A 25,165-nucleotide genomic window follows, 5' to 3' on the forward strand; every position below is an offset into this window, starting at 1 on the left:
ACCGGAGCGCCTGCTCAGTGATGTTGCTGACGCTGGCGGCTGACCGACATCAGCACCACGATCAAGGTGATCACCGCAAAGGAGAACACCGTGGTCAGGGTGCCGAGCGCATAGAGCACCGGCGTGGTGACGTTAGTGGTCATGCCGAACAGCTCCAGCGGCAGGGTATTGAAGCTGCCGGACACCATCAGGGTGCGGGCAAATTCATCGTAGGACAGCGTCAGGCCAAACAGCGCTACCCCCAGCAGGCTCGGTGCAATCAGCGGCAGCACGATCAGTCGCACGGTCTGCCAGTGGCTGGCACCAAGATCACGGGCGGCTGCTTCAAAGGAGGGATTGAAGCGGTTGAACACGGCAAACATGATCAGTAGCCCGAACGGCAGGGTCCAGGTCAGGTGGGCACCGAAGGCCGAGCTGTACCAGTGCGGCGCCCAGCCGAGGCGGTCAAACATCAGGCCGATACCGAGGCTGATCAGGATCGAAGGAATGATCAGGCTGGCCAGGGTCAGATAGAACAGGGTGTTGGAGCCTGCAAACCGGCGCCGGTAGGCAAAGCCTGCCAGCAGCGAAAAGACCGTGGTGCAGAGCATGACGCCGACGCCCAGCAGCAGCGAGCGGGTGAAGGAGCCACCGAAGTCACCCACCTGCTGTTCGGTAAACAGGTTGTGGAACCAGTACAGCGAGACGCCGTTCATCGGAAAGGTCAGGCCGCCGTTCGGCCCCTGAAACGACAGGATGCCAATGGTCAGGGTCGGGCCGTAGAGAAACAGCATGAACAGGGCAAACAGGGCAGTCAGCCAGTAGAAGCTCCTGGGGCGGCGGTTGCCAGTGGTACGGGCCATGATCACAGCTCCTTGCGAATATCGACCAGACGGAACATCACCATCAGCATGATCAGCACGGTGATCAGCAGTACCACGGCACTGGCGGCGGCGGCCGGGTATTGCAGCAGGGAAATCTCGTTCTTGATGATCAGCCCCACCGAGGCATGCAGGCCTCCGCCCATAATGCTGACGGTAACGAAGTCGCCCATCACCATGGTCAGCACAAAGATGCTGCCGATCAGAATGCCGGACTTGCACAGCGGCACGATCACCATCAGCAGGATCTGCCAGGGCGCCGCCCCGGCATCGCGGGCGGCCTCGATCAGGCGACGGTCAATACGCATCATGGTGTTGAAGATAGGCGTCACCATGAACAGGGTGTAGAGATGCACATAGGCCAGGATGATGGAGAAGTCGCTGTACAGCAGGAATTCCAGCGGCTGCTCGATCAGTCCGGTGCTCAGCAGGAAGCTGTTGACCATACCGTTGCGGCCCAGCAGCGGAATCCAGGAAATCATGCGAATGATGTTGGAGGTAAAGAAAGGGATGGTGCAGAGCATGAACAGCAGGGTCTGCATCCGGGTCGTGCGAATATGGAACGCCAGGTAGTAGGCGATACTGAAGCCCAGCACCAGCGTGATCAGCCAGGTACTGATGGCGTATTTGAAAGTGTTCAGATACGCCTGCCAGGTCACCGATGAGGTCAGCAGATACTGGTAGTTATCGAGGATAAAACCCGGAATCAGTTGGTAGGAGTCATAGTCCCAGAAGCTGACGATGATGATCACGGCGATGGGAAACACCAGAAACATCAACAGCGTCAGGCTGAGCGGCAGGGCCTGCAAATGGCTGACGGAAAGAAGGCCTCTGTTCATCGGTAAATCCTTGCAGAATACGGCATGGGGCCGGGCCAGCCCGCACCGTGGAGGGCACGTGCGGGCTCGCCCGGCTAACGGTGATGACGCGATGCCATCATCAGGAAACGATAAATTCGTTCCACTTGCGGACCATGTACTTGTTCTCGTCCATGACCGAGTTCCAGCAGGCCACGTGGCCCATGCGCTCGGCGTAGGAGCCGCCATCGCGCACGGCACCGGCTTTTTCCATGACCTTGCCTTCGGGGCTGAGAATGTCGCCTGCCGCCGCTTTACCTTCCATCCAGTAACCCCATTCATCGGCGCTCATGAAGTTCTTGGCTGTTTCCGGCGCGGCGCTGTAGTAGCCCTGACGGTTGAGGTAGGCACCGACCCAGCCAGACAGATACCAGTCGATATATTCGTAGGCGGCATCCAGCTCCAGACCGGTCAGGTGCTTGGCCAGACCCAGACCGCCGCCCCAGGCGCGATAGCCTTCTTTCAGCGGCTGATATTTACAGGCGATACCACGGCTGCGGACCGCGGCCACGGCGGGAGACCACATGGACTGAATGACAACTTCACCGGAGGCCATCAGGTTGACCGACTCATCGAAGGACTTCCAGAACGCGCGGAACTGACTGGCTTTCTTGGCTTCCATCAGCAGGCCGATGGTCTTGTCGATCTCCTCCTTGGTCATGTTGCCCTTGTCGCCGTAGCTGACCTTGCCCATGGCTTCGGCAATCATCGCCGCATCCATGATGCCGATGGCAGGAATGTTGAGGATGGACGCCTTGCCCTTGAACGCCGGGTCCATGATGTCGGCCCAGGTGGTGATGTCACGGCCGACCAGATCAGGACGGATACCCAGGGTATCGGCGTTGTAAATGGTGGGGATCAGGGTCATCCACTGGGTGGGTTCCTTGGCGAAGGTCTTGCTGTCGGCTGATTCGACGAAGCCAACGGTATGGGGCGCTGTGCCCTGAGCAATTTTCGAGTCGGGGGTCAGCTTGCCGTTGATGAACAGCGGCGAAATCTTGCTGAAGTTCTTCATCCGTTCGACATTCATCGGCTGCATGACGCCTGCCGGGAAGACCTTCTTGCAGATCCAGTATTCGATGTCAGCGATGTCATAGGAGTTGGGCTGGGTCACGGCGCGCTGGGCGACGGCATCGGAATCCAGTGCGGTCAGCTCCAGATTGATGCCCAGATCTTCCTTGGCCTTCTTGGCGATGTCGTTGAGGTTGGAAACCCCGGTACCGAACTGACGCAGCGTCACGTTCTTGATGTTCTGTGCCCAAATCATGGGGAAGCCGGTGATGGCTCCGGAGCCCACGGCAACCGCTGACAGCGCACCGGCACCCTTGATCAGGCTGCGGCGGCTGATCAGGCTGCTATTGCTGGTGTCCGCCTCGGCAGAAGCTGCGGCTGGGGTAGTGGCTTCGTCGTACTGCTGGGTCATAACGCTTTCTCCAAAGATGATTGGTTAGATCGCCATAGCGGGTTGCGCGACTTGGGCGGTTGAGTTGAGGTGCTGCGGTTGAAACAGATTGAGGTGCTGCGCTGACCAGCTGAGGGTGACCAGATCACCCGCATGCAGTGGCAGCTGACCAAAATGACGGTCGGGCAGATAGGCCATCAGGGTGTTGCCGGTGCTGGTTGTGCACTCGACATAGATGAACTGGCCCTGGAACTCGATATCACTGATGCTGGCGGTCACTGCGAACTGACCCGCTGCCGCCGGGTGCTGACCCGGTTGCAGGTCGATGTGATCGCAGCGCACTGAAAAGGACAGCTCGCCTTGTCCGGCAGGCAGACGGTGGCTGTCGATCCAGCCTGAACCCTGCGGATCGAAATGCAGCTGTACCTGATCGTTCTGACGTGCGCCGGGCTGCGCCGTCAGCAGGTTATGGCCGCCGATGAACTGCGCCACAAAGGGCGTGGCGGGCTGTTCAAACAGCTCACGAGGCTCGGCGATCTGCTGAATACGGCCACCTTCCATCACTACCGCCAGATCGGCCAGCGCAAAGGCTTCTTCCTGCGAGTGGGTGACGTGAATAAAGGTCAGACCGAGTTTCTGCTGAATGGACTTCAGCTCCTTGCGCATCTTGATGCGCAGGAAGGGGTCAAGGGCTGACAGCGGCTCGTCGAGCAGTACCACATCCGGCTCGGTAATCAGCGCACGGGCCAGAGCTACACGCTGTTGCTGGCCGCCTGACAGCTGATCGGGGAATGACTGGGCGTAATCCTGCATATTCACCAGCGCCAGCAGTTCGCGGGCACGGGCATGGCGCTCTGCGGTTTTCATGCCGCCGATACGCAGGCCGAAGGCGACGTTGTCGAGGCAGTTCATATGCGGGAACAGGGCATAGTTCTGGAACATCATGGCGGTGCCACGCTGGGTGGGAGACAACAGCGTGACGTTGCGGTTGTCCATCAGGATGTCGCCCTCGGTCACCGCCTCATGACCTGCCAGCATGCGCAGTGTGGTGCTTTTACCACAGCCGCTGGGGCCAAGCAGGCAGCAGTATGCGCCGCTGGGAATGCGCAGGTTCACGTCCGTGACGGCAGGGCGGTTCCCGTAGGATTTATGAACGGAGACGAGCTCGACTAAACCTTTTCCCGACATGGCGGCATTCCACAGATTGCTAACAATTATATTTTTATTGTTAGCAATCTATATGCCACAAATTCACCGCAGTGGATTCTGTTTCCTCTGCAGGAGGTCTTGGAAGACCGGTTTTATATGTAAATTCAGCGCTTTATTCGCACTGCAAAAAGATCATCAGAGGATCCTGAAGGCTGAATCAAAAGGCTCAGAATGCTGATTTTATGAGCCGAATGGTTTAGATAACTGACCCAAAGTTGGGCGTAGGCAGCACAAAACTGAAACATATCGGGGCAGTGCAAAACAGCGCTAGGCATTCACCTTGTGTTTCCGCTAAATTGCTAACAATAGAACAGCGAGAGCCAGGCAAGAGTAACAAGTTATGGCCAGCCATGCCGTCCGCGAAGTACAACGCATCTTCAACTCCATCTACGACGCCATCGTCGAGCAGCGTCTCCCCCCGGGCACCCGTCTGACCGAGCTGAATCTGGTCGAGGTGTTTGCCGCCAATCGCAATCATGTGCGCAGCGCCTTGCGTGATCTGTCCCATCTCAAGCTGGTGCGGATTGAAATGAACCGGGGTGCCTTTGTCGAAGAGCCGACACCGCAGCAGGCCCGTGAAGTGTTCGCTGCCCGCCGGGTGATTGAAAAGGCGATGATCGAGAATGCCATCGACAATATGAGCGCAAAGGATCGCAAGGCCATCAGTGCGCATATTGCGCAGGAGCATGCACTGGGCCATGACCCGGCCAAGCCGGAGTTCATCCGTCTTTCCGGCGACTTTCACCGCCTTTTATCACGCATAGCCGGTAATCAGACCCTGGGCGAAATGCTCGATAGCCTGATCGCCCGAACCTCACTGATCATTGCCCTGTATGAAGTGCAAAGCGGCATACAGTGCTCCCACGACGAGCACGACCATCTTGCCGAAGCGCTGCTGTCAGGCGATAAGGCCGCTGCGGTAGCGTCAATGGAGCACCATTTACTTGCCATCGAAAAACGCCTGCGCCTTGGTCCACAGAAAACGGAAGAGGTAGATTTGTTTGAGGTATTTGCCGGGGTGGAGACGGTGAAGTAGAGATCAAAGCCTGAAGATAGGAGGCCAGTGCTCAATAAGCTGGCCCAGTTCAACGAAAGAATGTCTGCCCATTTGGGTAAGCGCTATAGCTAGACTCAATGAAGTGATGTAGGCAGAGAAATAAATCAGCGCAATATGTTTGGCCAGTGTGTTTTTTGAAAAAGCTATTTCTACGGCACCTATCTGGATAGAGAAATAGAAAAGCAGGATATAGATAGGTAGCCAGTGCAGAAAAAGATAAACCAAAAGTGTGGATGACAGTATATAAGTAGTTGTTGATAGAATTACGCTATATATGTTGACTGGTTTCATGGTTTGGTTGGTAAATAAAACGGCTATAGAGGGTTTTGTTTTTCATTACTTTATCTGTCTTACGTCTTTGATTTTTAAAATAAATCTGACTGCATGTGTGAATAGTTAAAATGATACCATGTAATTACAGATTGTCGCTTGTATTGCCCGTTATGCTCTCTATAAATTTCCTCATATCGTTTGAGCTTACCTCTATGTTCATAAAAGCAGCTCTGAGTCTTAGCAGGTTTGCTTCATTTACTCTGCTGTTAAAATTGTCTAATCCTATACTTTTAATGAGTTGATATAAAAAACTTACATCATCAAAAAAATCTAATACATCTGTAAGATTTTCTATTTTCTTATTATCTATATCTTGTAAATTTCTAATATATCTTTCAAATATTCTATCGGTTGTTTCTTTTTCTGGATTTTCATTATTTTTGCGCATCATATTCAAGGAGGTAATCGTGTATGCTGAAGTCAAGTTTTGTATTGATGTGTAGCTTCATAGCTTTTATACATGGGGTTGCTGTCTTGCAGATTGAAAATATATTCAAGCTTTTGTGTTGATATATATTTTAATCTCAATTTCACCCACGAAGAATTTATCTGCCTTTTTTGAAAATAATTATATACCCTATTTATGGTTTTATGGTTTTATGGTTTTATGGTTTTATGGTTTTATGGTTTTATGGTTTTATGGTTTTTCGCTATAAACACCATCAATGCTATATTGGCTGAAGCGGAAATATGAGCATTGAACATTCTCTTGGATGACAAAAAATGATGAGCCGCCTCATAACTAACTTAACTATAAATAGATATAGTGGCTTTCTTCTGTTCAAGTATTTTCTTTATATTGGGGGTTATGAATAAACTCGCCAGATATATCACCATTTTGATTTACTTTCCAAGCGCCAATAATTTTTTCTGGGGGGATGTAGTCGCTTTCTTTTAAATCACCATCTATTGTATATAAGTATGCGTTCGGCATTTTTTTTGCCTTGGACTTGATTTCTTCTGTTATTTCAGGTGCTTTTGTCTTTTTCATAAACTATGAGTGCTTTTTAATAATGTGAATCAGTCTGGTGTCATTGACGAGCATGAGCTTTATATATATAAGTAGAAAAATCATTCTCATCATCATGCATTCTCCAAGACCTGGCATCGGTTGATCCTGAGAAATCCATCCACGATGGGTAGTCTATCTTGAATACAATTTTCCTCTTTGATGTATCTCTGTTCTTTTATCGAATTGAACTTCATTATCCTTGTCGTTGAATCTCTCTATTGTCATGGCTTGGGTTGAGACCAAGAAGGATATTTTGCATCGATTTTTCCTTAACTGTATCCCAATCGCCATGTTTTCCGAAAACTTCATCAGGAGTGTTGATTTAGAAAAATATAACACGTGCAAGTTTAACAGCGATTGGTGTCAGAATATTAAATGTTCTGGATTTTTGATATAACTATTGAGTTTTATATTTCAAAAGTATTAGTGATTATTTTTTGGATAGTCCCTTTGTTAATGGCAATCCAGGCTCTTTCTGAATTTTCTATTATAAGTCCATCAGCGTCATCCATCTTAGCAACCATCTCTAATGCTTTTTCCCATACTATTCCTCCGTGACTTTTTTCTAGTTTTTTATTTTCTCTTTTTGTAAAAAAAACTACAGCTCTTATCTTCTCTCCCACACGAGCCAAAGGAACACGAAGTGGTTCATTGTTTTTTTCAGGCTTTATAAAATTAAAATAAAGCTCCTTACCTTTCAAAAGCTCAAAAAGCTCATTGTAATCGCTGTCTAGCTTGGTCGTGGATGCAACATTGATTTTTTCAATATCCATAGCATTGCTTCCCTAATACTTAATTATGTAGTCTTGAATAGTAGTATCTATTATCCCTTCTGTATCATACATCAGGTTACTGGCTGGTTCTAATGGGTCATTATTGGCTGGCACAGAACGATAAACAGCCTCCATCGAGATGCTTACCGCTATGCTCCACTGTATTATCAAATGGCGTTAAATGTTTCTTAGGATTTGGCGTCCAGTTCATAGTAAGCGAAATATCGTCATCCGCATAAAATCTAATACCTTCTGCACTTACAGAATTTGATAGAATTGGTGAAAAGGTTTTGTTTGTGACAATAAGTGACCTAGGCCCAATTACTAATCAAACTTCCCTGCAACTGCTTATTTTTCCAAACTGAAAAAACGTAGCCCAAGAAGTCTTCATCCTCATCCATTTCCGGCTCTACTGGTTCAAATCCTGGAATTTCCGCCCACCAAGTTTTGTACTCTATCGAAACTGATTTTTTTGGAGATTTAACTTCGAAGCATGTCGTTCTATTAGCTAAGTTATGGAAGTACCTCAACTCGACATCTGCTGAAGACAACTCCCACTTATCTCTGTCCATTTGTAAGATCAAAACGTTGTCTTCACAGTAAATGGCTAAGCATCTTTGATCCAATAGATGGAAGTTTCCTTTCGGCTTAACTGATACGTCTACATTACTATTAACTACGCCTATAGACGCATCAAAATCAACCAGATCACCTTTATCAAACGGCTTAGATAAAATCATAAATCACCTTTATTTTTGCTTAGCTATACCAGTCAAAATATCCATCGTATCATTCGACCTCAATGCCGCATTTATCACCTCTGCAGAGGTTCCATATTTGGCAATCTGTGATTCATACGTTGGACCAGTCTTATTTCCGTACTTTTCAAGATTTCGCTGATATACAACCTCTAAAGCTTCTGAAGTTTTATAGTGAGAAAGTCTATCCTGATTTCTCATCTCAACTATTTTCCTAGCAATGTCATCATCACTAACTCCCTCAAGGCGAAGATTATTAACAAATTCCTGCTTTTTCTCTAAGCCAACATGATATTCGAGTCTGGTAGTTCTCGCAGAGGAAACTTGCTCTATATCTGTCCAATCTACAGGCCATTTACTTGAATGGAATTGAGAATCCGGCGTTGGGAGGTAACCATAGACACCTTTGGAATCTGCAACTAAATCGTTGGGCAGATCGACGTACCTAATCTTGTCTGGAACAACAGTCTTGTATGCAGCCGCAGCATCTGCTGCCAATGCTCGCTGCCCTACCCCTAGCTTCGCTGCTGCACCACCTGCAACGCCAGCAATCAAGCTGCCGCCTTGCTGAGCCTCATTGGTGTATGGGGCAAGTAGATCGATGTTATACGGCTCGGTGTCTCGGAATGTCTGGAACGCACCCTGGTCGAACATGCCGCTTTGCTCAGCAATGAGCGTAAAGCCATCGGCTGCTTTCTTGGTGACATTGACTGCTCCGTTAAACAGCTCCGGACCGAAGTTGACGACTGACTTTGCTACACCTTTTAAGCCTTCACCAGGAGAGGTAATAGCGTCAGTCACCGAGTTCGCAATGCTATAGCCGATATTGCCAAGTGACTTCATCAGTCCTGCGCCCATGTAGGTTGCAGGGCTCTGGCTATCGACAGCCCCATCCTGAATGCTATCCCAGTAAGATTGCATATCTTGCTGATTACGGGCGAGGAATCCCTCCTCCTTACACGTCAACCCCAGAGGATCGACCCAGTTCACCGGATTGGGGGCATAACGATACGGGTTGAGTCCGCCCAGCAGGCCGATGGGGTCCTGGCTGATATAGCGGCCGGTATGAGGGTCGTAATAGCGATAGCGGTTGTAATGCAGGCCACTCTCATCGTCGAAGTACTGGCCCTGAAAGCGCAGCGGGTTGCGCACCTGCTCGATACTGATCTGGGCTTCACCGAAGGCGCTGTAGCTAGCTTGCCAGACGACATGACCGAAACTGTCGGTAAGGCTCAGTGGGGTGCCGAGGTGGTCGAGCTGGTAGTAGTAGACCTGCCCGTCATCGATCAGCAGCAGCGGGCGGAAGCTGTCAGGCTCATACAGATACCAGCGATAGCGGCCTTCACTGACTTCGCCCAGCAGGCGGTCACCCTCCCACAGGAAGACGGTGCTCTGGCGTTCGATTTTGCTAACCCAGCCATTGTCATCGTCGGCGTCATAGCCTTCTTCGCGGATCAGTTGACGGGTTTCCACCCGCTTGCTGATACGGTGGCGCTGCTGCAGCGGTTGTTCGCCATCGGTCTGATGCACGCCATAATGCCGTAGGCATCAATGCAGCGTGATAATCAAATCCCTCTTTACACAACAAAGCCTAGACGTATTAGCATGTGAAACGATAATTGTTTTACTCTTTTTATTATTGGGTTATTTCTGAACAGGCGAAATTTATTTCATTGTTATCAATGATGTCTCGTATTGTTCTGTATATTGTCTCTTGGTCTAAGCTGTTAACAATAATAAGGTCGCTTGCCCAAAAATATTTTCCACTTAAACATTCTCCTGTGCATTTGTATGAATTTATTATTTCATTAATGTTTTCTATGGTGAAAAATGTCGCAGAGAATCTCTTGCCATTTTCTAAAATTATTGTAGCGTCTATGTTTCCGGTGTTGGAATTTAATTTGCCGATGTACTGTATTTCAAAATTCATTATCATCTTCCAAAGGTTTTAATTACTTCATTAATTACTTTTTGTTGATTTGATTTGTCTGACTTTCCTAATATTTCTATTCCATTACTTGTTACTCGAAAGTAAACTCTAGCACCATCTCGTGCACGAGCCTCGGAAAGTCCGTGTCCGATAGGTTTGGTCCCTATTCCTGGATTAAGGTTTCCGTTTTGTAGTTGGGCTGTCAATTTATCAATGCTGTCCTGATGAGAACGACCAGTTATTTCTGCTTCTTTTACTAATTTTGGATTTCCCTCAATTCTTGAGATTAATGGTCGCGGAGTGGAATTAAACACCGCCCCCAAATCACCCACGCCTGAATCTGCAGGATAGCCATAAATACCACTGTCCGCATCGTCATAAACGGGATAGCTGGTGCTGTTATCTACGCCAATATCACTCGGAAAGCTAATCGTAGTATTAGGGAAAGGGTCTGTCTGAGCGGGATAGTTTGCACTGCTGCTCTCGATATCACCGCTCTGATCAGGTGTCCATACAATTGTGTTACCGCTGGGTTCGGTCGCAATATATGTGTCACCAATGCGCTGGAAAGGGAGCGTTTGGTCACCCTTGCGTATGGCTACTAGAGTTCCTCTGTCCGTATAGATGCCGTGGCTGTCAGGCATCAGATATGCTGCAGACTATTCATGCTGCACGACAAGCCAAGTTACATGTGCCGAGCAATTTCATTGTTCAGCTGATGAAAAAAATCGTTGATATCTATTGTAATTGACCAATGTGTACCGCCAGCCTCAGAAATTTCATACCTATCTTCTGATATTTTTCCTATGTATATGTCATCTATATCTTGCCCTCTAAAAGCAAATCTCAGACCATGGGTTGTTCTGTATTCGTAAACTCTATCAACTTCCTCATCTGTTTTGCTTTCAATATTCTCATAGAAATTTTTTATTGACTCGGCGATAGACATATTTTCTTGTAAAACTGAAAGTTCATCATCTAAAATTGCTTTTTTATTTTCAGTAAACCAATTTATTTCACCGAGGTTTTCTGACTTTGCTTGAACGATGAATTTTTCTTTGTTTCTGATGTTAAACGTGTAAAGCTCTTGTTCTTTATGCTCGATCTTTATTTCAAGATCTGACATTTTATTTTCCTTTTAACAGCTTATTGATCTGCTTTCCAAGCGCCAATAATTTTTTCTGGGGGATGTAGTCGATTTCTTTGAAACTCCCATCTATTGTGTGTAAGTAAGTGTTCGGTATCTTTTTGGCCTTGGATTTTACTTCTTCTGTTATTTAAGGTGTCTTTGTTTTTTCATGAATTACGAGTACTTTTTGATAAGGTGAAGCCGTCTGGTGTCATTGGTTAGCATGAGCTTTATATAAGCAAAAAAGTCATTCTCATCATCATCTCCTACTCCAAGGCCTGGCATCGGCTGGTCCTGAGCAATCCACCACGACGGATAGTCTATCTTGAATACAATTTTCCCTCTTTGTTGTATTGAAAAGGTAGTAGTAGTGTCTATGTGTGAGTAATCAAATGACATTTCTTTGGTGACTATTTCTATAGTGTTGTCTCCTAAGCGGAGGTAGATAGACTCGTTAGCAATGTAAAGAATAGCAAAATTGTCTAAAATTTTTTCACCTATACCTGAAAATTTTTTATTTTTTACTTGATGTATTTTTATATTTCCCGTTCTTTCATCGAATTGGATTTCATTAGCCTTGTCATTGAATTTTTCTATTATCATGTTTTGGGTCTCAATGGTCTGGGTTGACGCCAAGAAGGATATTTATTTCTGGATCTTTTTGCATCGACTTTTCGATTACTGTATCCCAATCGCCATATTTGTCGAAAAGATCATCAGGAGTGGGCCCGATTGGGTCGCCATAGCGCTTGATGTTTCCGCTCTCAAGAACTTTTACTTCTTCATCCGTCATTAAGGAACGGGCTTCGATTTTCTGGGTATTTCTCTGGAGCACAACTCTTCTTGCAATCTGTTCAGAGCTTGCGCCCTGAACTTTCATTCTTGCTATTGCCTGCTCTAGCTCTTGTGAGCCACTTACATAGTCAAGCCTAATTTTTCGGTTTCTCTCAACAAAAGTGACATCTGTGAAATCGTATAACGGATTGTCATAACGACTACTCGGCTTTGGTAGGTATCCGTAGACTCCGCGTTCATCTGGATAAACTCCAGCAGGTAGCTCTTTGATGCTGGAGGTTCTGACTGTGGATTTCTCGAGTGTCCCCGACAAAGTAACCGCTTTGCTGCCAAGTTTCGTTGCTGCTGCACCACCTGCAACGCCAGCAATCAAGCTGCCGCCTTGCTGAGCCTCATTGGTGTATGGGGCAAGTAGATCGATGTTATACGGCTCGGTGTCTCGGAATGTCTGGAACGCACCTTGGTCGAACATGCCGCTTTGCTCAGCAATGAGCGTAAAGCCATCGGCTGCTTTCTTGGTGACATTGACTGCTCCGTTAAACAGCTCCGGACCGAAGTTGACGACTGACTTTGCTACACCTTTTAAGCCTTCACCAGGAGAAGTAAAGGCTTCAGTCACCGAGTTGGCAATGCTGTAGCCGATATTGCCAAGTGACTTCATCAGTCCTGCGCCCATGTAGGTTGCAGGGCTCTGGCTATCTAAAGCCCCATCCTGAATGCTATCCCAGTAAGATTGCATATCTTGCTGATTACGGGCGAGGAATCCCTCCTCCTTACACGTCAACCCCAGAGGATCGACCCAGTTCACCGGATTGGGGGCATAACGATACGGGTTGAGTCCGCCCAGCAGGCCGATGGGGTCCTGGCTGATATAGCGGCCGGTATGAGGGTCGTAATAGCGATGGCGGTTGTAATGCAGACCGCTCTCATCATCGAAGTACTGGCCCTGAAAGCGCAACGGGTTGCGTACCTGCTCGATACTGATCTGGGCTTCACCGAAGGCGCTGTAGCTGGCTTGCCAGACGACATGACCGAAACTGTCGGTAAGGCTCAGTGGCGTACCGAGGTGGTCAAGCTGGTAGTAGTAGACCTGGCCGTCATCGATCAGCAGCAGCGGGCGGAAGCTGTCAGGCTCATACAGATACCAGCGATAGCGGCCTTCACTGACTTCACCCAGCAGGCGGTCACCCTCCCACAGGAAGACGGTGCTCTGGCGTTCGATTTTGCTAACCCAGCCATTGTCATCGTCGGCGTCATAGCCTTCTTCGCGGATCAGTTGACGGGTCTCTACCCGCTTGACAATACGGCGGCCAAAACTGTCGTAGCCGTAGCGAGCCGTGACGTGCTTTTCCTTCACTTCGCGCAGCTGGTTGAGGGCGTCAAAGCGGCGCTGTTGCAGCGGCTGTTCGCCATCGGCCTGCGCCACGCTGATCTGGTTGCCGTAGGCATCGTAGCGGTAGCGCAGGCTGCCAAAGCGGGTCAGGCGATCAAAGGTGGCTTCACTGTTGTGATGCAGCGGGTTGCCCAGACTGTCGAAGTGGAAACCCTGCTGGCAAAAGGCGCTGTCCGGGTGACCGGGCAGGTCATGATGATGCTGGCTTAACTGGCCGAGGGCATCGTACTGGAACTGCTGCAGGCCGCCCTGACTGTCCTCGATGCGCTGCAGTTGCTGATCCTGCCCAAAGTGATAGTCGCGCTGACGCTGCAGATGGGGCAGTTGCCAACGCTGCTGGCACAGTCGCCCGCGGCTGTCGAAGCGCTGTAGCAGCAGTAGGGTATCGTCCTGTTCGCCCAGATGGCGAGACACTTCCCGTGACTGGGCATCCAGTTCCCGGCGTAGCAGGCGTAACGGCGGCGCGTCGTGGTCACGTTGATAGCGCACCGTTTCCAGTTGCTGATCACGGTTGTAGCTGAAAAGTAACTGGCTGCCATCCGCCAGCGTCAGCCCCTGTAGCAGGCCCTGCTCATCGTGCTGATAGTGCAGAGCATAGATGCGCTCAGGCTGGCCGGAGGGCTCGGGCAGGCGCAGTTCGACCCGTTGTGGCTGACCGTTGGCACGGTAGTCGAAGCGCCATTCGGCCTCGGGGTTACGGGTGGCCTGTAATCCACCGCGTAGGCGGGGCAGGAACTCCTCTTCCCAGCCCTGACCCTCTAGCAGGCAGCGGCGGCGCACAATCCGACCGGCGCTATCACGTTCCAGCTCAACACGGCGCTGGCCCTCCGTAATCACGGCCAGTTTACCGCCTGCATCGTAGGTGTAGTGCTGTTCGCGACCATCAAAACCGATGGTGCGGGTGATGTGCTCATCGCCGTCGTAGTCGAGGTGATAGCGGCTGCCGTCACTGCGCAGCAGCGAGGTCAGGTTACGCTCGGCGTCATAGTCCAGCGTCAGGCTGGAGCCGTCGGGGAAGACCTGACGCACCGGCTGGGCCAGACCGTCATATTCCAGACTGAACGTGCGGCCATCGGGCAGGGTCTGGCTGAGCAGCTGACCGGCGTCGTTGTAGCGATACTGCGTCACCTCGGCCTGTGAGGGCTGAGCCTGAGCAAACTGCCGTCGCTCCACCACCCGGCCCTGCTCATAGCGTACGGCGCTGATCCACTGGTCCGGGTTGAGCACGGCATTGACCCGCCCGTCTTCGTCATAGCTGAAGCGCCAGCGAGCCTGTCCGATGTGCAGCGAGGAGAGGCGGTCTGGCTGATCTTTGTCGTAATAGAAGGTGCGCGCCGGTGCAGCAGCGGGTAGCCATTGCTGTAGCCGTTCACGGCGGTCATAGACCCAGCGGCTGCGGGCGCCGCAGGCATCTTCCAGCCACAGTGGCTGCCCGGCGAGATTGAAGTGGCGTTTAAACAGCTCGCCGTCGTTGTCGCTCTGCTGAATCAGCTGACCGCGGTCGTTGTAGCGGAAGCGGTGGAACAGGCCGTCACTGTGCAGTTCGGCTTCGCGCTGGCCGCGATGGTTGTAGGCGTAGCGGATTTGATGGCCATTGCCGTCGGTATGCTGGATCAGGCGCTGGTGTTCATCATAGTCAAAGCGCTCTGTCCGCCCGTCCGGTGAGGTGATCTGCACGGGGCGCCACTGGCTGTTGTACTGATGACGCCAGATACCGCCGCGGCCATCGGTCATGGTGGTAATACGTTGTAGTCGGTCATAGCTGAAGTGGTAGTGGTAGAGATCGCCCTCTCCCCACTGTTCAATACATCGTGCTGCCGTGTGGCGGCTGTCGTAATGCTGCCAGCGGAAATAGTGGCTAAAACCACTGGCGCGGGTGCGCTGGAGGATCAGGCCGCGGTCATAGCGGTAGTGTTCGGTACGGCCATACTGGTCAGTCGCACTGAGCAGTTCACCCAGAGGGGAATAGTGATAGCGTGCCAGGGTGCTGAGCTGCGTGGCGACTTCCTGCCAGGCATCAAGGCGGACCTGATGGATAGCGGTCAGCAGTTCGCCCTGATATTCCAGGGTGATGGCGCTCTGATGGCCGTAACGAATACGGCTGAGGCGGTGCTGTTCATCGTAGTCGCAGTCATGGGTGCGACCATCGCTGGCACAGACGGTCTCCAGCTGCCATTGCTGTGTCGCCGGATTGCCGCGGCGGAAGCTCCAGCAACTGCCATCGCTGAGATAAAGATGAAAGCGCATGTCGCGCAATACGGTGTCGTAATCGTGCTTGAGTGCCATCCCCGAGGCTTGCTGATAACTCATACCGCCGTCGCCGACCCAGGCGAAAACATGTACCCGTCCTTCCGCATCGGTCAGCAGCAACTGGCGTTCGCCCTGCTCATCCTGTTGCAGCTCCAGCGTCTGGTGGTAAGCCGTGCGCCATCCCAGCCCCAGCCCGCTTTGCTGATCACAAAGGCCGGAGCGATACAGGCGTTGCCATTGCAGGGGGAACAGTCCCGGCTGGCTGAAGTCGGTCAGGCGCAGCACTTCTTCACCGCTGGCCAGCGACACGGGGTCACCACCAAAGCTCATGGCGCCCAGCGGCAGGGTGTTGCTGGTGTCGTCCATGGTCAGCGTCAGGGCGTCGCCGCTGACGTTGTTGAGTACGCCTCCCCAGCCGCCACCATAAGGTTCGGGATAGTTTGGCAAGGGGGACATCGGGTTCCCGGTCCCCCAGCAGCCGTCATCAGACAGTGTCAGATTGAGGGGAGGGGCGCCGAGACCGAGGTTGCTCAGCGCACCGGCCCAGTCGCCTTCGCCGATGCTGCTGATAACCTGGGGCAGCTTCGACAGCCCATCGGTGATGTTATAGAGGGTGCTGAGCGAGGGCAGACCGGCTTTACTCAGGCCATAGCTGATGGCGGTCTTGCCCACTGACTCCACCAGCGCAGGCAGCGAGCCAGAGCTGGCCGTGGAAATGATCCCCGTCACGGTGCTGAGACTGGGCAGGCCCGCTTTCTGCAACAGTGCATCGGCGCCAAGGCTTCCAAGGCTGCCTAACAGACTGCTGCTCCCGGTAAGGCTGGCTGCCGCACCGCTGATCGGCCCGGCAAAACCGCCAATGCTGCCCGCCACATTGCTGAATGCAGCGCTGGGGCCGCTCAGCAGATTGGCGGCGGCGCTGATCTGGCCAAGACCAAAACCCCCCGATCCGCTGACGGCACCGGGCAGGGCAACACTCTTGGCACTGATGGCGGCATAACCACGACCATGGCCTTTGGCGCGTACGCTGTTGCCACTGCTGAACAGATAGAGCTGGCCGTTTTGGATGGCATCGGCAACGCTGCGGCCAAGCTGGGTCAGGCTGTTGCTGCGGCTGGCCGCCGGACTGTTGATGCCCTGTAGCGCGCAAACCAGCGAGGTGCGGGCAGATTCGGGCAGGTTCTGCAGTAAGCGGGCGGCATCCCTGACTGCCGTAGCGCCTGGAAGGTTGGCCGTATCGGACAGAATCAATAGCGAGCCATCGGTCGATGGCAAGGAAATACGCAGCATAAGCAATCATCCCTGTGCTTAAGGCGGCTATCCATACAACTGGACTGGAAGCGAAACGCTGAAACGGACTGGGCGGGTAACCTTATGCAGGGTTCCGCCCGACAAAAGTGAGCAGGAGTCTAGGGGGGAGCAGGGTTTGTGTCAATTTTGTGTGTCTGATTTTATTTTTGTGTAATCAAATTGTGGTTTTGTGTTTAAGAATCTGGCGCCAGCTGTACCAGACAATACCCAGTGTCCGCACTACAAAAAACAGCCAGTAACTGAGCCACAGGCCGCTGTTACCCAGATCACGGCTCAGCCACCAGATCAGCATAAACAGCACGGCGGCGAGTAATACGGTATCGCGCATGGCTTTAAACTGGCCGGTTGCAATCAGCAGGCCATCGAGCAGGTAACTCCATACGGCGATCAACGGCATCCACGCCAGCCAGGGCAGGTAATGATCAATCAGAGCCAGCACCTCAGGGACGCTGGTGAGCAGATGAGCCAGTGGCTGTCCGGCGAATAAGAACAGCAGTGTCCAGGCCAGTGCCGTCCAGCCTGACAGCCACGCAGCCGCACGAATGGTAAGGCGCAGCCGGGCCTGATCCCGCCGTCCCCAGGCCGCACCGCAGAGCGACTCCACCGCCTGAGCAAAGCCGTCCAGCACGTAGGAGGTCAGGCTCATCCCCTGCAGCAGAATGGCATTGGCAGCCAGAATGTCAGCGCCCAGCAGACTGCCCTGACGGGTCATCCAGGTCAGTACTCCGAGCAGGCACAGGGTGCGGATAAACAGATCACGGTGGGCCTGAAACAGTTGCAGCCAGCGGCTCTGCAGCAGGCAGGACAGGCTCGGCCAGTGGCCGGGCAGCCGGGCCAGCGTATGCCAGAGCAGCCATAAACCACAGAAGCTGCCGAGATATTCGGCCACCACCGAAGCCCAGGCCACGCCTGCGCTGTACCAGCCCCACTGCACGCCGAGCAGGGCGTCCAGCAGAATGTTGGTGATGTTGATGCTGAGCATCATCAGTACCGGCGCGCGGGCGTGCTGCATGGCCAGCAGCACCCCCAGCAGCACATAGTTGAGCAGGGTAGCCGGCGCTGACCAGATGCGGATATGCAGATAGCTGAGCACCAGCTCACGGATGCTTTGCTCCGGGCTGAAGATATGTTCCAGCAGTAACAGTACCGGTTGCTGCAGCAGAATCAGCAGCAAGCCCAGACAGGTCGCCATCAGCATGGCCTGCAGGGCGCTGAGACGAATGCCATCACCGTCATCCCGCCCATAGGCCTGAGCGATCACGCTGGTGGTGCCCATGCGCAGAAAACCAAAGGCCCAGAACAGCAGGCTGAAGGCCGAGGCACCGAGTGCCACGGCAGCCAGATGGCGGCTGTCAGGCAGGTGGCCGACGACGGCTGTGTCCACCAGCCCCAGCAGCGGCACACTGGCGTTGCTGACCATGATGGGCCAGGACAGGCGCCACAGCTGCTTCAGTGGACTGTCGGCGACGGGCTGGGTGTTCATGTGGCGCGGCTGAGTCGCTGGGGTGCCAGAGTGCTGAGCAGAAACAGGACGAAGGCACTGACAACCACTGACGGACCTGCCGGGGTATCGTGATACCAGGACAGTGCCAGCCCCATGCAGACCGCCAGCATGCCGATCAGACTGGCGTAAATCGCCATCTGTTCCGGGGTGTGAGCGAAGCGACGGGCGGTGGCCGCCGGAATGATCATCAGTGAGGTGATCAGCAGTACACCCACAATTTTCATCGCGACCGCAATAACGACGGCCACCAGCAGCATCAGTGCCAGCCGCACGCGCTCCACCGGCACCCCTTCGACCTTGGCCAGTTCTTCGTTGACGGTAATGGCCAGCAGCGGTGTCCACAGCCAGGCCAGCAGTGCCAGCACCAGCAGGCCGCCGCCGTAGATCCAGTACAGGTCGACTGGCTGCACGGCCAGCAGATCTCCGAACAGGTAGGTCATCAGATCGACGCGGATATTGTCCAGCAGCGATACCGCCACCAGTCCCAGCGACAGGCTGGTATGGGCAAGAATACCTAGCAGGGTATCGGTCGCAATCCAGCGTTTGTGCTGCAGGCTGACCAGCAGCAGCGCCAGTGCGACGCAGCAGAGCACGACCGCCAGATTGAGGTTGATGCTGAACAGAAAGCCCAGCGCCACACCGAGCAGGGCGGAGTGGGCCAGGGTGTCACCAAAATAGGCCATACGGCGCCAGACGACGAAGGAGCCCAGTGGTCCGGCGACCATGGCGACCCCCAGTCCGCCCAGCAGGGCCAGAATCAAAAAATTATCCACAGTGGTTGGTCTCTCGCTTCAACGTGACGTTATCCACAATCACCTGCACTCAGTGATGGTCATGATTGCAGCCGGCATGATGGACGTGGCCAGCCAGCGGCTGGGCAGGGCGTACAGCATGCGGGGCGAGGGATAACGGCGTCTGACTGGGCTGGAAGTCGGGGTGGTCAATGATGATATTGCCGTGGGTGTCGTGACTGTGATCATGGTGGTGGTTGTACAGCGCCAGGGTATCGGCGGCACGACGGCCAAACAGCGCCAGGAATGACGGATCACTGCTGACCTGCGCCGGGCTGCCTGAGCAGCATACATGCTTGTTCAGGCAGATCACCTGATCGGTATCGGCCATCACCAGATGCAGATCATGAGACACCATCAGCACAGCACAGCCCAGCTGCTTGCGGATGCGGGCAATCAGGGCGTAAAGCTCGACCTGACCATTCACATCCACGCCCTGTACCGGTTCGTCCAGTACCAGCAGCTCGGGTTGCTGCAGCAGTGCCCGTGCCAGCAGAACACGCTGGGTCTCACCGCCGGACAGGCCATACATGGGGTGATTGAGCAGATGTTCAGCGCCCACCTGCTGGAGGCTGGCGTTCAGATCCTGCTTGCGGGCACCCCGGGCCAGTTGCAGAAAGCGCTTTACTGTCAGCGGCAGGGTGTTATCCAGATGCAGTTTTTGCGGCATATAGCCGATGCGCAGATCGGCATGACGCTGTAGCTGGCCGGACTGCGGTTGCAGCAGACCCAGCACAATACGTACCAGCGTCGTTTTACCGGCGCCGTTGGGGCCGATCAGGGTGGTGATCTGGCCTGCCTGCAGGCTCAGGCTGACACCATCCAGAACCGCATCACCCTGAAAAGCCAGGCGTACGTTGTCGAGGGTCAGCAGTGGGGAAGATGACATGGTGACGTTACTGATCTCGTGCTGTCGGTAACCAGGGAAGGGCCGTCACTGACATGCAGGACAGAGGCCGACCACTTCCAGGGTCTGATGTTGAATTTGAAAGCCCTGCTCACTGGCCTGGCTGTGAATTGCTGTATCGATGGCATCGCAATTGATTTCCAGTGCAGCGCCACACTGGCTGCAGAGGAAGAAGTAACCGGTATGCCGGTGCGCAGGCGAAGTGCAGCCGATAAAGGCGTTCAGCGAGGCGATACGGTGCACCAGCCCCTGTTCCTGCAAAAAGTCCAGCGCACGGTAGACCGTCGGTGGTGCTGAGTTGTAGCCGTCCTGCGCCAGTTGCGGCAGCAGTTCATAGGCCCCCAGCGGTTTGTGGCTCTGCCATATCAGTTCCAGTACCCGCTCCCGCACCGGGGTAAAGCGCACGCCCCGTTGCAGACATAGACGCTTGGCCGTGGCAAGAGCGCTGTGGATGCAGTGCTGATGATCATGAGGCTGAAAACTCGAATCTTGCCCGCTCATGTCATTCTCCTCTTGCAATTGTGAAATATTATAACATCTAATATGCCGCTCACCAGCCGGCGGTAAATTTTCATTGTGACTCTGCTTCGACCGGCGATTACCCCTTTTCTGCTGTCACGCTGGTGACGGCCCTGTTCTGGTAAGGAGTTTTGCATGATGCCACTTCCCGGTCGCGCCCGTTCCGCGCTGGCACAGACACTGGCCCTGCCTGCCATGGTGCTGGCAGGTGTCATGGCGGGTTCAGCACAGGCCGATGTGCAGGTGCTGACCACTATCAAACCGCTGCAGCTGATTGCCACCGCCATTACCGATGGCGTATCACAGCCGGACGTGCTGCTGGCACCGGGCACCTCTCCCCATGACTACGCCATGAAACCCTCGGATCGCCGCAAGCTGGAGAGCGCAGGGCTGGTGGTCTGGGTCGGACCAGAGCTGGAAGCCTTTCTCAGCAAGCCGCTCGCTGGTGTCGATGCCCGGCATGTGCTGAATCTGGCTGACGCGCTGGGTATTGCCCCTGCTGGCGCTGCCCATGAGGATCACGACCATGATGAGCATGCCGATCACCACGACGAGGCGGATCACGATGAATATGCCGATCATGATGACGATGAGGGCGAAGAGCACCATCACCACGCCTATGACCCTCATATCTGGACCGGGCCTGAGCAGGGGCTGGCCATTGCCGAGCAACTGAGCCAGCGTCTGAGTACCCTCGATCCCGATCATGCTGCCCAGTATCAGGCCAACCTGAGCCGCTTTCAGGCGGCGGTAGCCGATGCCGACAAGCAGCTGGTGGCGTTGTTGCAGCCCGTTGCGAAGCAGGGATATTACGTGTTTCACGATGGCTATGGCTACTTCGAGAAACACTATCAGCTGAATCATCTGGGTGAGTTTACGCTCAACCCGGAACGTAAGCCGGGCGCTAAGCATCTGGCCGAGATTCGTACCACGCTGGAACAGGGCAAGGCCCGCTGTGTGTTCGCCGAGCCACAGTTTGTGCCGGCGGTGATCGATGCCATCACCGATGGCCTGCAGATCAAGCGGGGTACGCTGGACCCGCTGGCGACCGCTATTCCGGTCAGTGCTAACGGCTATCCTGCATTCCTGACCGATCTGGGTCAGCAGTTTGCCAGCTGCCTGCAGTAATACGGACCTTCTCTCCCGGCAGCGGTGCCGCTTTATAGTGCCGCTGCTGCGTGTCCTCAACGGTTTTACCACCTCCCTTCAATCCCCTGATCTACTGCAGATGTTTACGATCTCGCGAGCTAAGGCCAAACAAGGCGAAAAGCGCCGAGGAAGCGGAGCTTAGTCAACTAAGTGAGCATGCAGTATGGCCGACGCGCCGCAGATCGTGAGCAGGGTGTCAGAGCGCAAAGTGCTGTAGCAAAAAGAGCCCGCCCATAATGGTCACAATCGACAGGGCAGTAGAGACGGCAATGATATTGGCTGCCAGTTTGGCATCACTGCCGGTAGCACGCGCCATCACATAACTTGCGGCGGCGGTGGGGCTGGCGAGAAACAGCAGCAGCATTCCCAGATCCTTGTCACGAAAACCAATGGCCCAGGCCAGCGCGACAAACAGCAGCGGTGACCACAGCACCTTGATCAGACTGGCACTGAAGGCTACCCGCCCGGAATCGATAAAGGATGCCAGGCTCATGGAGCCACCGACGCAGATCAGCGCCAGCGGCAAGGTCATGGACGTGAAGTATTTGACCGACACCAGCAGCCAGGCAGGCAGCTTGAGGCCCACTAATGATGCCACCAGTCCGGCCAGCACACTGAGAATCAGCGGGTTGCGGGCCATATCGCGCAGCACCGAACGCAGGTCAGCCTGATAGCTGGTGCTGTAGATGGCCAGCACGATGACGGACAGCACATTGAAAAGAATAATCACCAGCCCGGCCATCACCCCGCCGATGGACAGCCCATAGTCACCGTAGAGGCTGGTGGCCAGTGCCAGGCTGACAATACCGCAGTTACCGCGAAAGGCACCCTGCACATAAACCCCGCGCTGCGCGGCGGGCACCGCCTTGAGTGACCACAGCCAGGACACCGCGAAGGTCAGCAGGGTGGCCAGATAGAAGTAGCCAATCAGTTTGGGTTGCAGTGCCGTGTGCAGGTCGGCCTGCATGATGCCGAAGAACAGCAATGCGGGCATCAGCGCCTTGAAGGTCAGGGTGGACGAGGTGCCGATAAAGGCATCATCAATCAAGCGCACTCGTTTCAGAACCATGCCGACGATGACCATGACGAAAACCGGCATGGACACGGTAAAGATTTCCGAGAGCACATCAACCTGTGCAGACATAGGGTGTTCCTGTAGCTGAGGCGCGGGCGGGGGACATAATACGCGTACTAACTGGCAAAGGCGCGCCTGTCACCAGCAACAATCATCGTTGCAAGACGAACAGCAGAGGGACGCCAAGCCTGGCACCAATGACGAATTCCGCAAGTAAGAAGGTATTCGCTGCAGAAGCGCTCAGGTTAGTATGAGCCGGTGCTAATCTGGACAGAGCGTATGCTTCCCATCCCTCTGCAACATTGGCTGAGATTAGCGCTGGTCGCGGTGATCGGGATCGGCGTTTCTCTTGGCGCCTACCATTACAGCCTGTCGCTGGAACAGGAGCTGGTGCAGCGGGAGTTTGTTCGCCTTGCGGAACTGCGTGCGCAGCGGGTGCAGGAGGCCATCAACCAGAGTGCTGAGGTGTTGCAGGCTTTCAAGGGGCTGTTTCTTTCATCCCAGAATGTCGAACGTGATGAGTTTCATCACTTTGTCGAGGCAGTACTGGAGAACCGGCCGGAACTGTTAGCCGCGCACTGGGCGCCGGAGGTGGGGAGCAGTCAGCGTACCGCGGTCGAACAGGAGCTGCGTGCCCATCAGCTGGCACCGCTGGGAATCTTTGATATCGCAACCGATGCCCGTCATCCGGTCCGCGCGCCTTATCGTCCTGAGTACTTTCCCATTATCTATGCCGAACCAGCGGGTATGAACTCCATGGTGGTAGGGCTCGACACCTATGCTCGGCCTTTCAATCAGGACACCATCCGACGCTCGGGGCGTTATGATCAACGGGTGATCACACCTCCTTTTGTATTGATGCAGGACCCGGAAGGGCCACGCGCCGTGGCGATCTATCAGCCGGTCTACCGTGCTGACATGCCTTTGAACTCCGCTAATGAACGCTGGGCGGCGCTGCGCGGCTACATCATTCTGATGGTGCGGCCAAAGATCCTGATCGACAAGATCAGTGCCGACGGCCTGCCCCTCAGCATGGCGCTGTATGACGATGAACAGGGCAAACTGACGGCTATCTATCCGGTGGCGGCGACTCCGCAGGCTGACAGTGACGATGTCGCCCATTTCACGCTGAAAGTACCGGGGCGGCAGTGGAAGCTGGAGGTGCGCAGTGCTAGCCCGGAAGGTAACAATCACACCGCCTTGCAACCGCTGATGTTACTGCTGGCGCTGTTGGCACTGACGATGCTGCTGTTGGTTTTCCTGCGCCGATCCTACCGTGATGCCCAGGCGCTGGCTCAGGCTAATGTTGGGCTGGTTCACCGTCAGCTGATACTGGATGAAATGGCCTACAGCGATGCGCTGACCGGCCTGCCCAATCGCTACGCCCTGTTCGAGCATCTTGAGGATGCCCTGGAAGTGCAGCGAAAACAGGGCAGCTGGCTGGCGCTATGTGTGCTTGATCTGGACGGTTTCAAGGAGATCAATGACCAGTTCGGCCATCAGGCCGGTGACCGGGTGCTGAAAATTACCGCCGAACGTATCCAGTATGAAGTACGCAATGGTGATATTGCTGCCCGGCTGGGAGGCGATGAATTTGTCATTCTGCTGACCCATGTCGAGCGGCGCGAGGTCGTCGAACAGATTGCCCAGCGACTGTTGCAGGCCCTGAGCAAACCGATGCAGGTGTCAGAAGTGAAAGTTGCGGTGCAGGTGTCGTCCAGTATCGGTGTGGTCTGGTTTGATCAGGCCGATGACGCCGAGCAGGTGGTGCAGCAGGCCGACAAGGCCATGTATCGGGCCAAGGAGAATGGTAAGGATCAGGTGGTGTTCTGGGGCTCCTAACAGGTCGTTGAAAATCTATCTGCGTTGCCGAATACCGCGTCAAAAACAGGCTCACAGCCACAGGCTGAACGTGCTTTAGCACGGCCTCGAAGGGGCGAGCGGAGCGAGTCAAATGCTCATTTAGCCCACTAAACTCCGCTTTTTCGCCTGTTTCTTGTGCCCTCGGTGTATTTCCTTGTCTCGGTGGCCTCGATAACGTTTTTCAATAGCCTGCTAAGCCTTAACGACAGATCGCACAGCGCTGCCAGAAGCAAACAAAGCCGGAGTGATGCCCTCACTCCGGCTTTGTATTTTATAGCCTTGCCCGCT

Annotated in this window: 22 protein-coding genes; 3 read left to right on the forward strand and 19 right to left on the reverse strand. The window is 53.8% G+C overall.

Going from position 1 to position 25,165, the window contains the following annotated elements:
- Window positions 1–14 precede the first annotated feature (14 nt).
- From WH50_RS14060 to WH50_RS14075, 4 genes are all read right to left on the reverse strand, one after another.
- Window positions 15–842, reverse strand: a complete 828-nt coding sequence (locus WH50_RS14060) for an ABC transporter permease (protein ID WP_104152677.1) — start codon at window positions 840–842, stop codon at window positions 15–17.
- A gap of 2 nt (window positions 843–844) precedes the next feature.
- A complete protein-coding gene (locus tag WH50_RS14065) occupies window positions 845–1,699 on the reverse strand; it encodes an ABC transporter permease (RefSeq protein ID WP_104152676.1) in 855 nt (284 codons plus the stop codon).
- A 100-nt stretch (window positions 1,700–1,799) separates the two neighbouring features.
- Window positions 1,800–3,140 carry an ABC transporter substrate-binding protein gene (locus WH50_RS14070; RefSeq protein ID WP_110187873.1) on the reverse strand — a complete coding sequence of 447 codons (1,341 nt, stop codon included), beginning with the start codon at window positions 3,138–3,140 and terminating at the stop codon, window positions 1,800–1,802.
- Window positions 3,141–3,164: 24 nt separating this feature from the next.
- Complete coding sequence (locus WH50_RS14075) at window positions 3,165–4,307, reverse strand: ABC transporter ATP-binding protein (protein ID WP_110187874.1); 1,143 nt, start codon at window positions 4,305–4,307, stop codon at window positions 3,165–3,167.
- Between the two features lie 361 nt (window positions 4,308–4,668).
- On the opposite strand from WH50_RS14075, the gene WH50_RS14080 reads away from it, so the two are divergent.
- Window positions 4,669–5,364, forward strand: a complete 696-nt coding sequence (locus tag WH50_RS14080; RefSeq protein WP_104152673.1) for a GntR family transcriptional regulator — start codon at window positions 4,669–4,671, stop codon at window positions 5,362–5,364.
- Between the two features lie 436 nt (window positions 5,365–5,800).
- Here WH50_RS14080 and WH50_RS14085 read toward each other — a convergent pair whose 3' ends face one another.
- From WH50_RS14085 to WH50_RS14150, 13 genes are all read right to left on the reverse strand, one after another.
- The gene (locus tag WH50_RS14085) at window positions 5,801–6,115 is read right to left on the reverse strand and encodes a hypothetical protein (RefSeq protein ID WP_133251326.1); all 315 of its coding nucleotides are present in this window, start codon (window positions 6,113–6,115) and stop codon (window positions 5,801–5,803) included.
- A 384-nt stretch (window positions 6,116–6,499) separates the two neighbouring features.
- Window positions 6,500–6,709: a hypothetical protein gene (locus WH50_RS14090; protein WP_110187876.1), complete on the reverse strand. Its 210-nt coding sequence runs from the start codon at window positions 6,707–6,709 to the stop codon at window positions 6,500–6,502.
- Window positions 6,710–7,137: 428 nt separating this feature from the next.
- Entirely contained in the window at window positions 7,138–7,503 is a 366-nt protein-coding gene (locus WH50_RS14095) for a hypothetical protein (protein ID WP_110187877.1), read from the reverse strand.
- Window positions 7,504–7,814: 311 nt separating this feature from the next.
- Window positions 7,815–8,243, reverse strand: coding sequence for a hypothetical protein (locus WH50_RS14100; RefSeq protein WP_110187878.1), 429 nt, complete (start codon window positions 8,241–8,243; stop codon window positions 7,815–7,817).
- A 9-nt stretch (window positions 8,244–8,252) separates the two neighbouring features.
- The gene (locus tag WH50_RS27165) at window positions 8,253–9,791 is read right to left on the reverse strand and encodes an RHS repeat-associated core domain-containing protein (RefSeq protein ID WP_110187879.1); all 1,539 of its coding nucleotides are present in this window, start codon (window positions 9,789–9,791) and stop codon (window positions 8,253–8,255) included.
- 402 nt (window positions 9,792–10,193) lie between these two features.
- Window positions 10,194–10,835: an S-type pyocin domain-containing protein gene (locus WH50_RS14115; protein WP_110187881.1), complete on the reverse strand. Its 642-nt coding sequence runs from the start codon at window positions 10,833–10,835 to the stop codon at window positions 10,194–10,196.
- Window positions 10,836–10,876: 41 nt separating this feature from the next.
- On the reverse strand, window positions 10,877–11,317 hold the full coding sequence (locus WH50_RS14120; RefSeq protein WP_110187882.1) for a hypothetical protein: 441 nt from the start codon (window positions 11,315–11,317) through the stop codon (window positions 10,877–10,879).
- A 177-nt stretch (window positions 11,318–11,494) separates the two neighbouring features.
- A complete protein-coding gene (locus WH50_RS14125) occupies window positions 11,495–11,923 on the reverse strand; it encodes a hypothetical protein (RefSeq protein ID WP_110187883.1) in 429 nt (142 codons plus the stop codon).
- 10 nt (window positions 11,924–11,933) lie between these two features.
- Window positions 11,934–17,048 carry an RHS repeat-associated core domain-containing protein gene (locus tag WH50_RS26650; protein WP_110187884.1) on the reverse strand — a complete coding sequence of 1,705 codons (5,115 nt, stop codon included), beginning with the start codon at window positions 17,046–17,048 and terminating at the stop codon, window positions 11,934–11,936.
- Window positions 17,049–17,223: 175 nt separating this feature from the next.
- Window positions 17,224–18,552, reverse strand: coding sequence for an MATE family efflux transporter (locus WH50_RS14135; RefSeq protein ID WP_110187885.1), 1,329 nt, complete (start codon window positions 18,550–18,552; stop codon window positions 17,224–17,226).
- Window positions 18,549–19,346: a zinc ABC transporter permease subunit ZnuB gene (gene znuB / locus WH50_RS14140; RefSeq protein ID WP_110187886.1), complete on the reverse strand. Its 798-nt coding sequence runs from the start codon at window positions 19,344–19,346 to the stop codon at window positions 18,549–18,551. Before znuB ends, WH50_RS14135 begins: the two co-directional genes overlap by 4 nt.
- Window positions 19,347–19,395: 49 nt before the next feature.
- Entirely contained in the window at window positions 19,396–20,253 is an 858-nt protein-coding gene (gene znuC, locus WH50_RS14145; protein ID WP_110187887.1) for a zinc ABC transporter ATP-binding protein ZnuC, read from the reverse strand.
- 45 nt (window positions 20,254–20,298) lie between these two features.
- The gene (locus WH50_RS14150) at window positions 20,299–20,772 is read right to left on the reverse strand and encodes a Fur family transcriptional regulator (protein WP_110187888.1); all 474 of its coding nucleotides are present in this window, start codon (window positions 20,770–20,772) and stop codon (window positions 20,299–20,301) included.
- Between the two features lie 153 nt (window positions 20,773–20,925).
- On the opposite strand from WH50_RS14150, the gene znuA reads away from it, so the two are divergent.
- Window positions 20,926–21,918 (forward strand): zinc ABC transporter substrate-binding protein ZnuA, encoded by a 993-nt coding sequence (gene znuA, locus WH50_RS14155; protein WP_207780310.1) that lies wholly within the window; start codon window positions 20,926–20,928, stop codon window positions 21,916–21,918.
- A 217-nt stretch (window positions 21,919–22,135) separates the two neighbouring features.
- Here znuA and WH50_RS14160 read toward each other — a convergent pair whose 3' ends face one another.
- The gene (locus tag WH50_RS14160; protein ID WP_110187889.1) at window positions 22,136–23,083 is read right to left on the reverse strand and encodes an AEC family transporter; all 948 of its coding nucleotides are present in this window, start codon (window positions 23,081–23,083) and stop codon (window positions 22,136–22,138) included.
- 210 nt (window positions 23,084–23,293) lie between these two features.
- On the opposite strand from WH50_RS14160, the gene WH50_RS14165 reads away from it, so the two are divergent.
- Window positions 23,294–24,856: a GGDEF domain-containing protein gene (locus WH50_RS14165; RefSeq protein ID WP_110187890.1), complete on the forward strand. Its 1,563-nt coding sequence runs from the start codon at window positions 23,294–23,296 to the stop codon at window positions 24,854–24,856.
- A gap of 128 nt (window positions 24,857–24,984) precedes the next feature.
- Here WH50_RS14165 and WH50_RS26655 read toward each other — a convergent pair.
- On the reverse strand, window positions 24,985–25,165 hold a 181-nt coding region (locus WH50_RS26655), incomplete at its 5' end, for a hypothetical protein (protein WP_207780252.1).

Origin of the sequence: Pokkaliibacter plantistimulans (assembly GCF_003194385.1) — a bacterium.
In the GTDB taxonomy this organism is placed as follows: Bacteria; Pseudomonadota; Gammaproteobacteria; order Pseudomonadales; family Balneatricaceae; genus Pokkaliibacter; species Pokkaliibacter plantistimulans.

Excerpts from the sequence above, each read along its gene's own strand:
- WH50_RS14070 (WP_110187873.1), bottom strand. The coding sequence starts at position 3,140 with ATGACCCAGCAGTACGACGAAGCCACTACCCCAGCCGCAGCTTCTGCC.
- WH50_RS14160 (WP_110187889.1), bottom strand. The coding sequence starts at position 23,083 with ATGTCTGCACAGGTTGATGTGCTCTCGGAAATCTTTACCGTGTCCATG.
- WH50_RS14135 (WP_110187885.1), bottom strand. The coding sequence starts at position 18,552 with ATGAACACCCAGCCCGTCGCCGACAGTCCACTGAAGCAGCTGTGGCGC.
- WH50_RS26650 (WP_110187884.1), bottom strand. The coding sequence starts at position 17,048 with ATGCTGCGTATTTCCTTGCCATCGACCGATGGCTCGCTATTGATTCTG.
- WH50_RS14090 (WP_110187876.1), bottom strand. The coding sequence starts at position 6,709 with ATGAAAAAGACAAAAGCACCTGAAATAACAGAAGAAATCAAGTCCAAG.
- WH50_RS14095 (WP_110187877.1), bottom strand. The coding sequence starts at position 7,503 with ATGGATATTGAAAAAATCAATGTTGCATCCACGACCAAGCTAGACAGC.
- WH50_RS14120 (WP_110187882.1), bottom strand. The coding sequence starts at position 11,317 with ATGTCAGATCTTGAAATAAAGATCGAGCATAAAGAACAAGAGCTTTAC.
- WH50_RS14080 (WP_104152673.1), top strand. The coding sequence starts at position 4,669 with ATGGCCAGCCATGCCGTCCGCGAAGTACAACGCATCTTCAACTCCATC.
- WH50_RS14115 (WP_110187881.1), bottom strand. The coding sequence starts at position 10,835 with ATGCCTGACAGCCACGGCATCTATACGGACAGAGGAACTCTAGTAGCC.
- WH50_RS14060 (WP_104152677.1), bottom strand. The coding sequence starts at position 842 with ATGGCCCGTACCACTGGCAACCGCCGCCCCAGGAGCTTCTACTGGCTG.
- WH50_RS14075 (WP_110187874.1), bottom strand. The coding sequence starts at position 4,307 with ATGTCGGGAAAAGGTTTAGTCGAGCTCGTCTCCGTTCATAAATCCTAC.
- WH50_RS14125 (WP_110187883.1), bottom strand. The coding sequence starts at position 11,923 with ATGATAATAGAAAAATTCAATGACAAGGCTAATGAAATCCAATTCGAT.
- znuC (WP_110187887.1), bottom strand. The coding sequence starts at position 20,253 with ATGTCATCTTCCCCACTGCTGACCCTCGACAACGTACGCCTGGCTTTT.
- WH50_RS14100 (WP_110187878.1), bottom strand. The coding sequence starts at position 8,243 with ATGATTTTATCTAAGCCGTTTGATAAAGGTGATCTGGTTGATTTTGAT.
- WH50_RS14165 (WP_110187890.1), top strand. The coding sequence starts at position 23,294 with ATGCTTCCCATCCCTCTGCAACATTGGCTGAGATTAGCGCTGGTCGCG.
- WH50_RS14065 (WP_104152676.1), bottom strand. The coding sequence starts at position 1,699 with ATGAACAGAGGCCTTCTTTCCGTCAGCCATTTGCAGGCCCTGCCGCTC.
- WH50_RS14150 (WP_110187888.1), bottom strand. The coding sequence starts at position 20,772 with ATGAGCGGGCAAGATTCGAGTTTTCAGCCTCATGATCATCAGCACTGC.
- znuA (WP_207780310.1), top strand. The coding sequence starts at position 20,926 with ATGATGCCACTTCCCGGTCGCGCCCGTTCCGCGCTGGCACAGACACTG.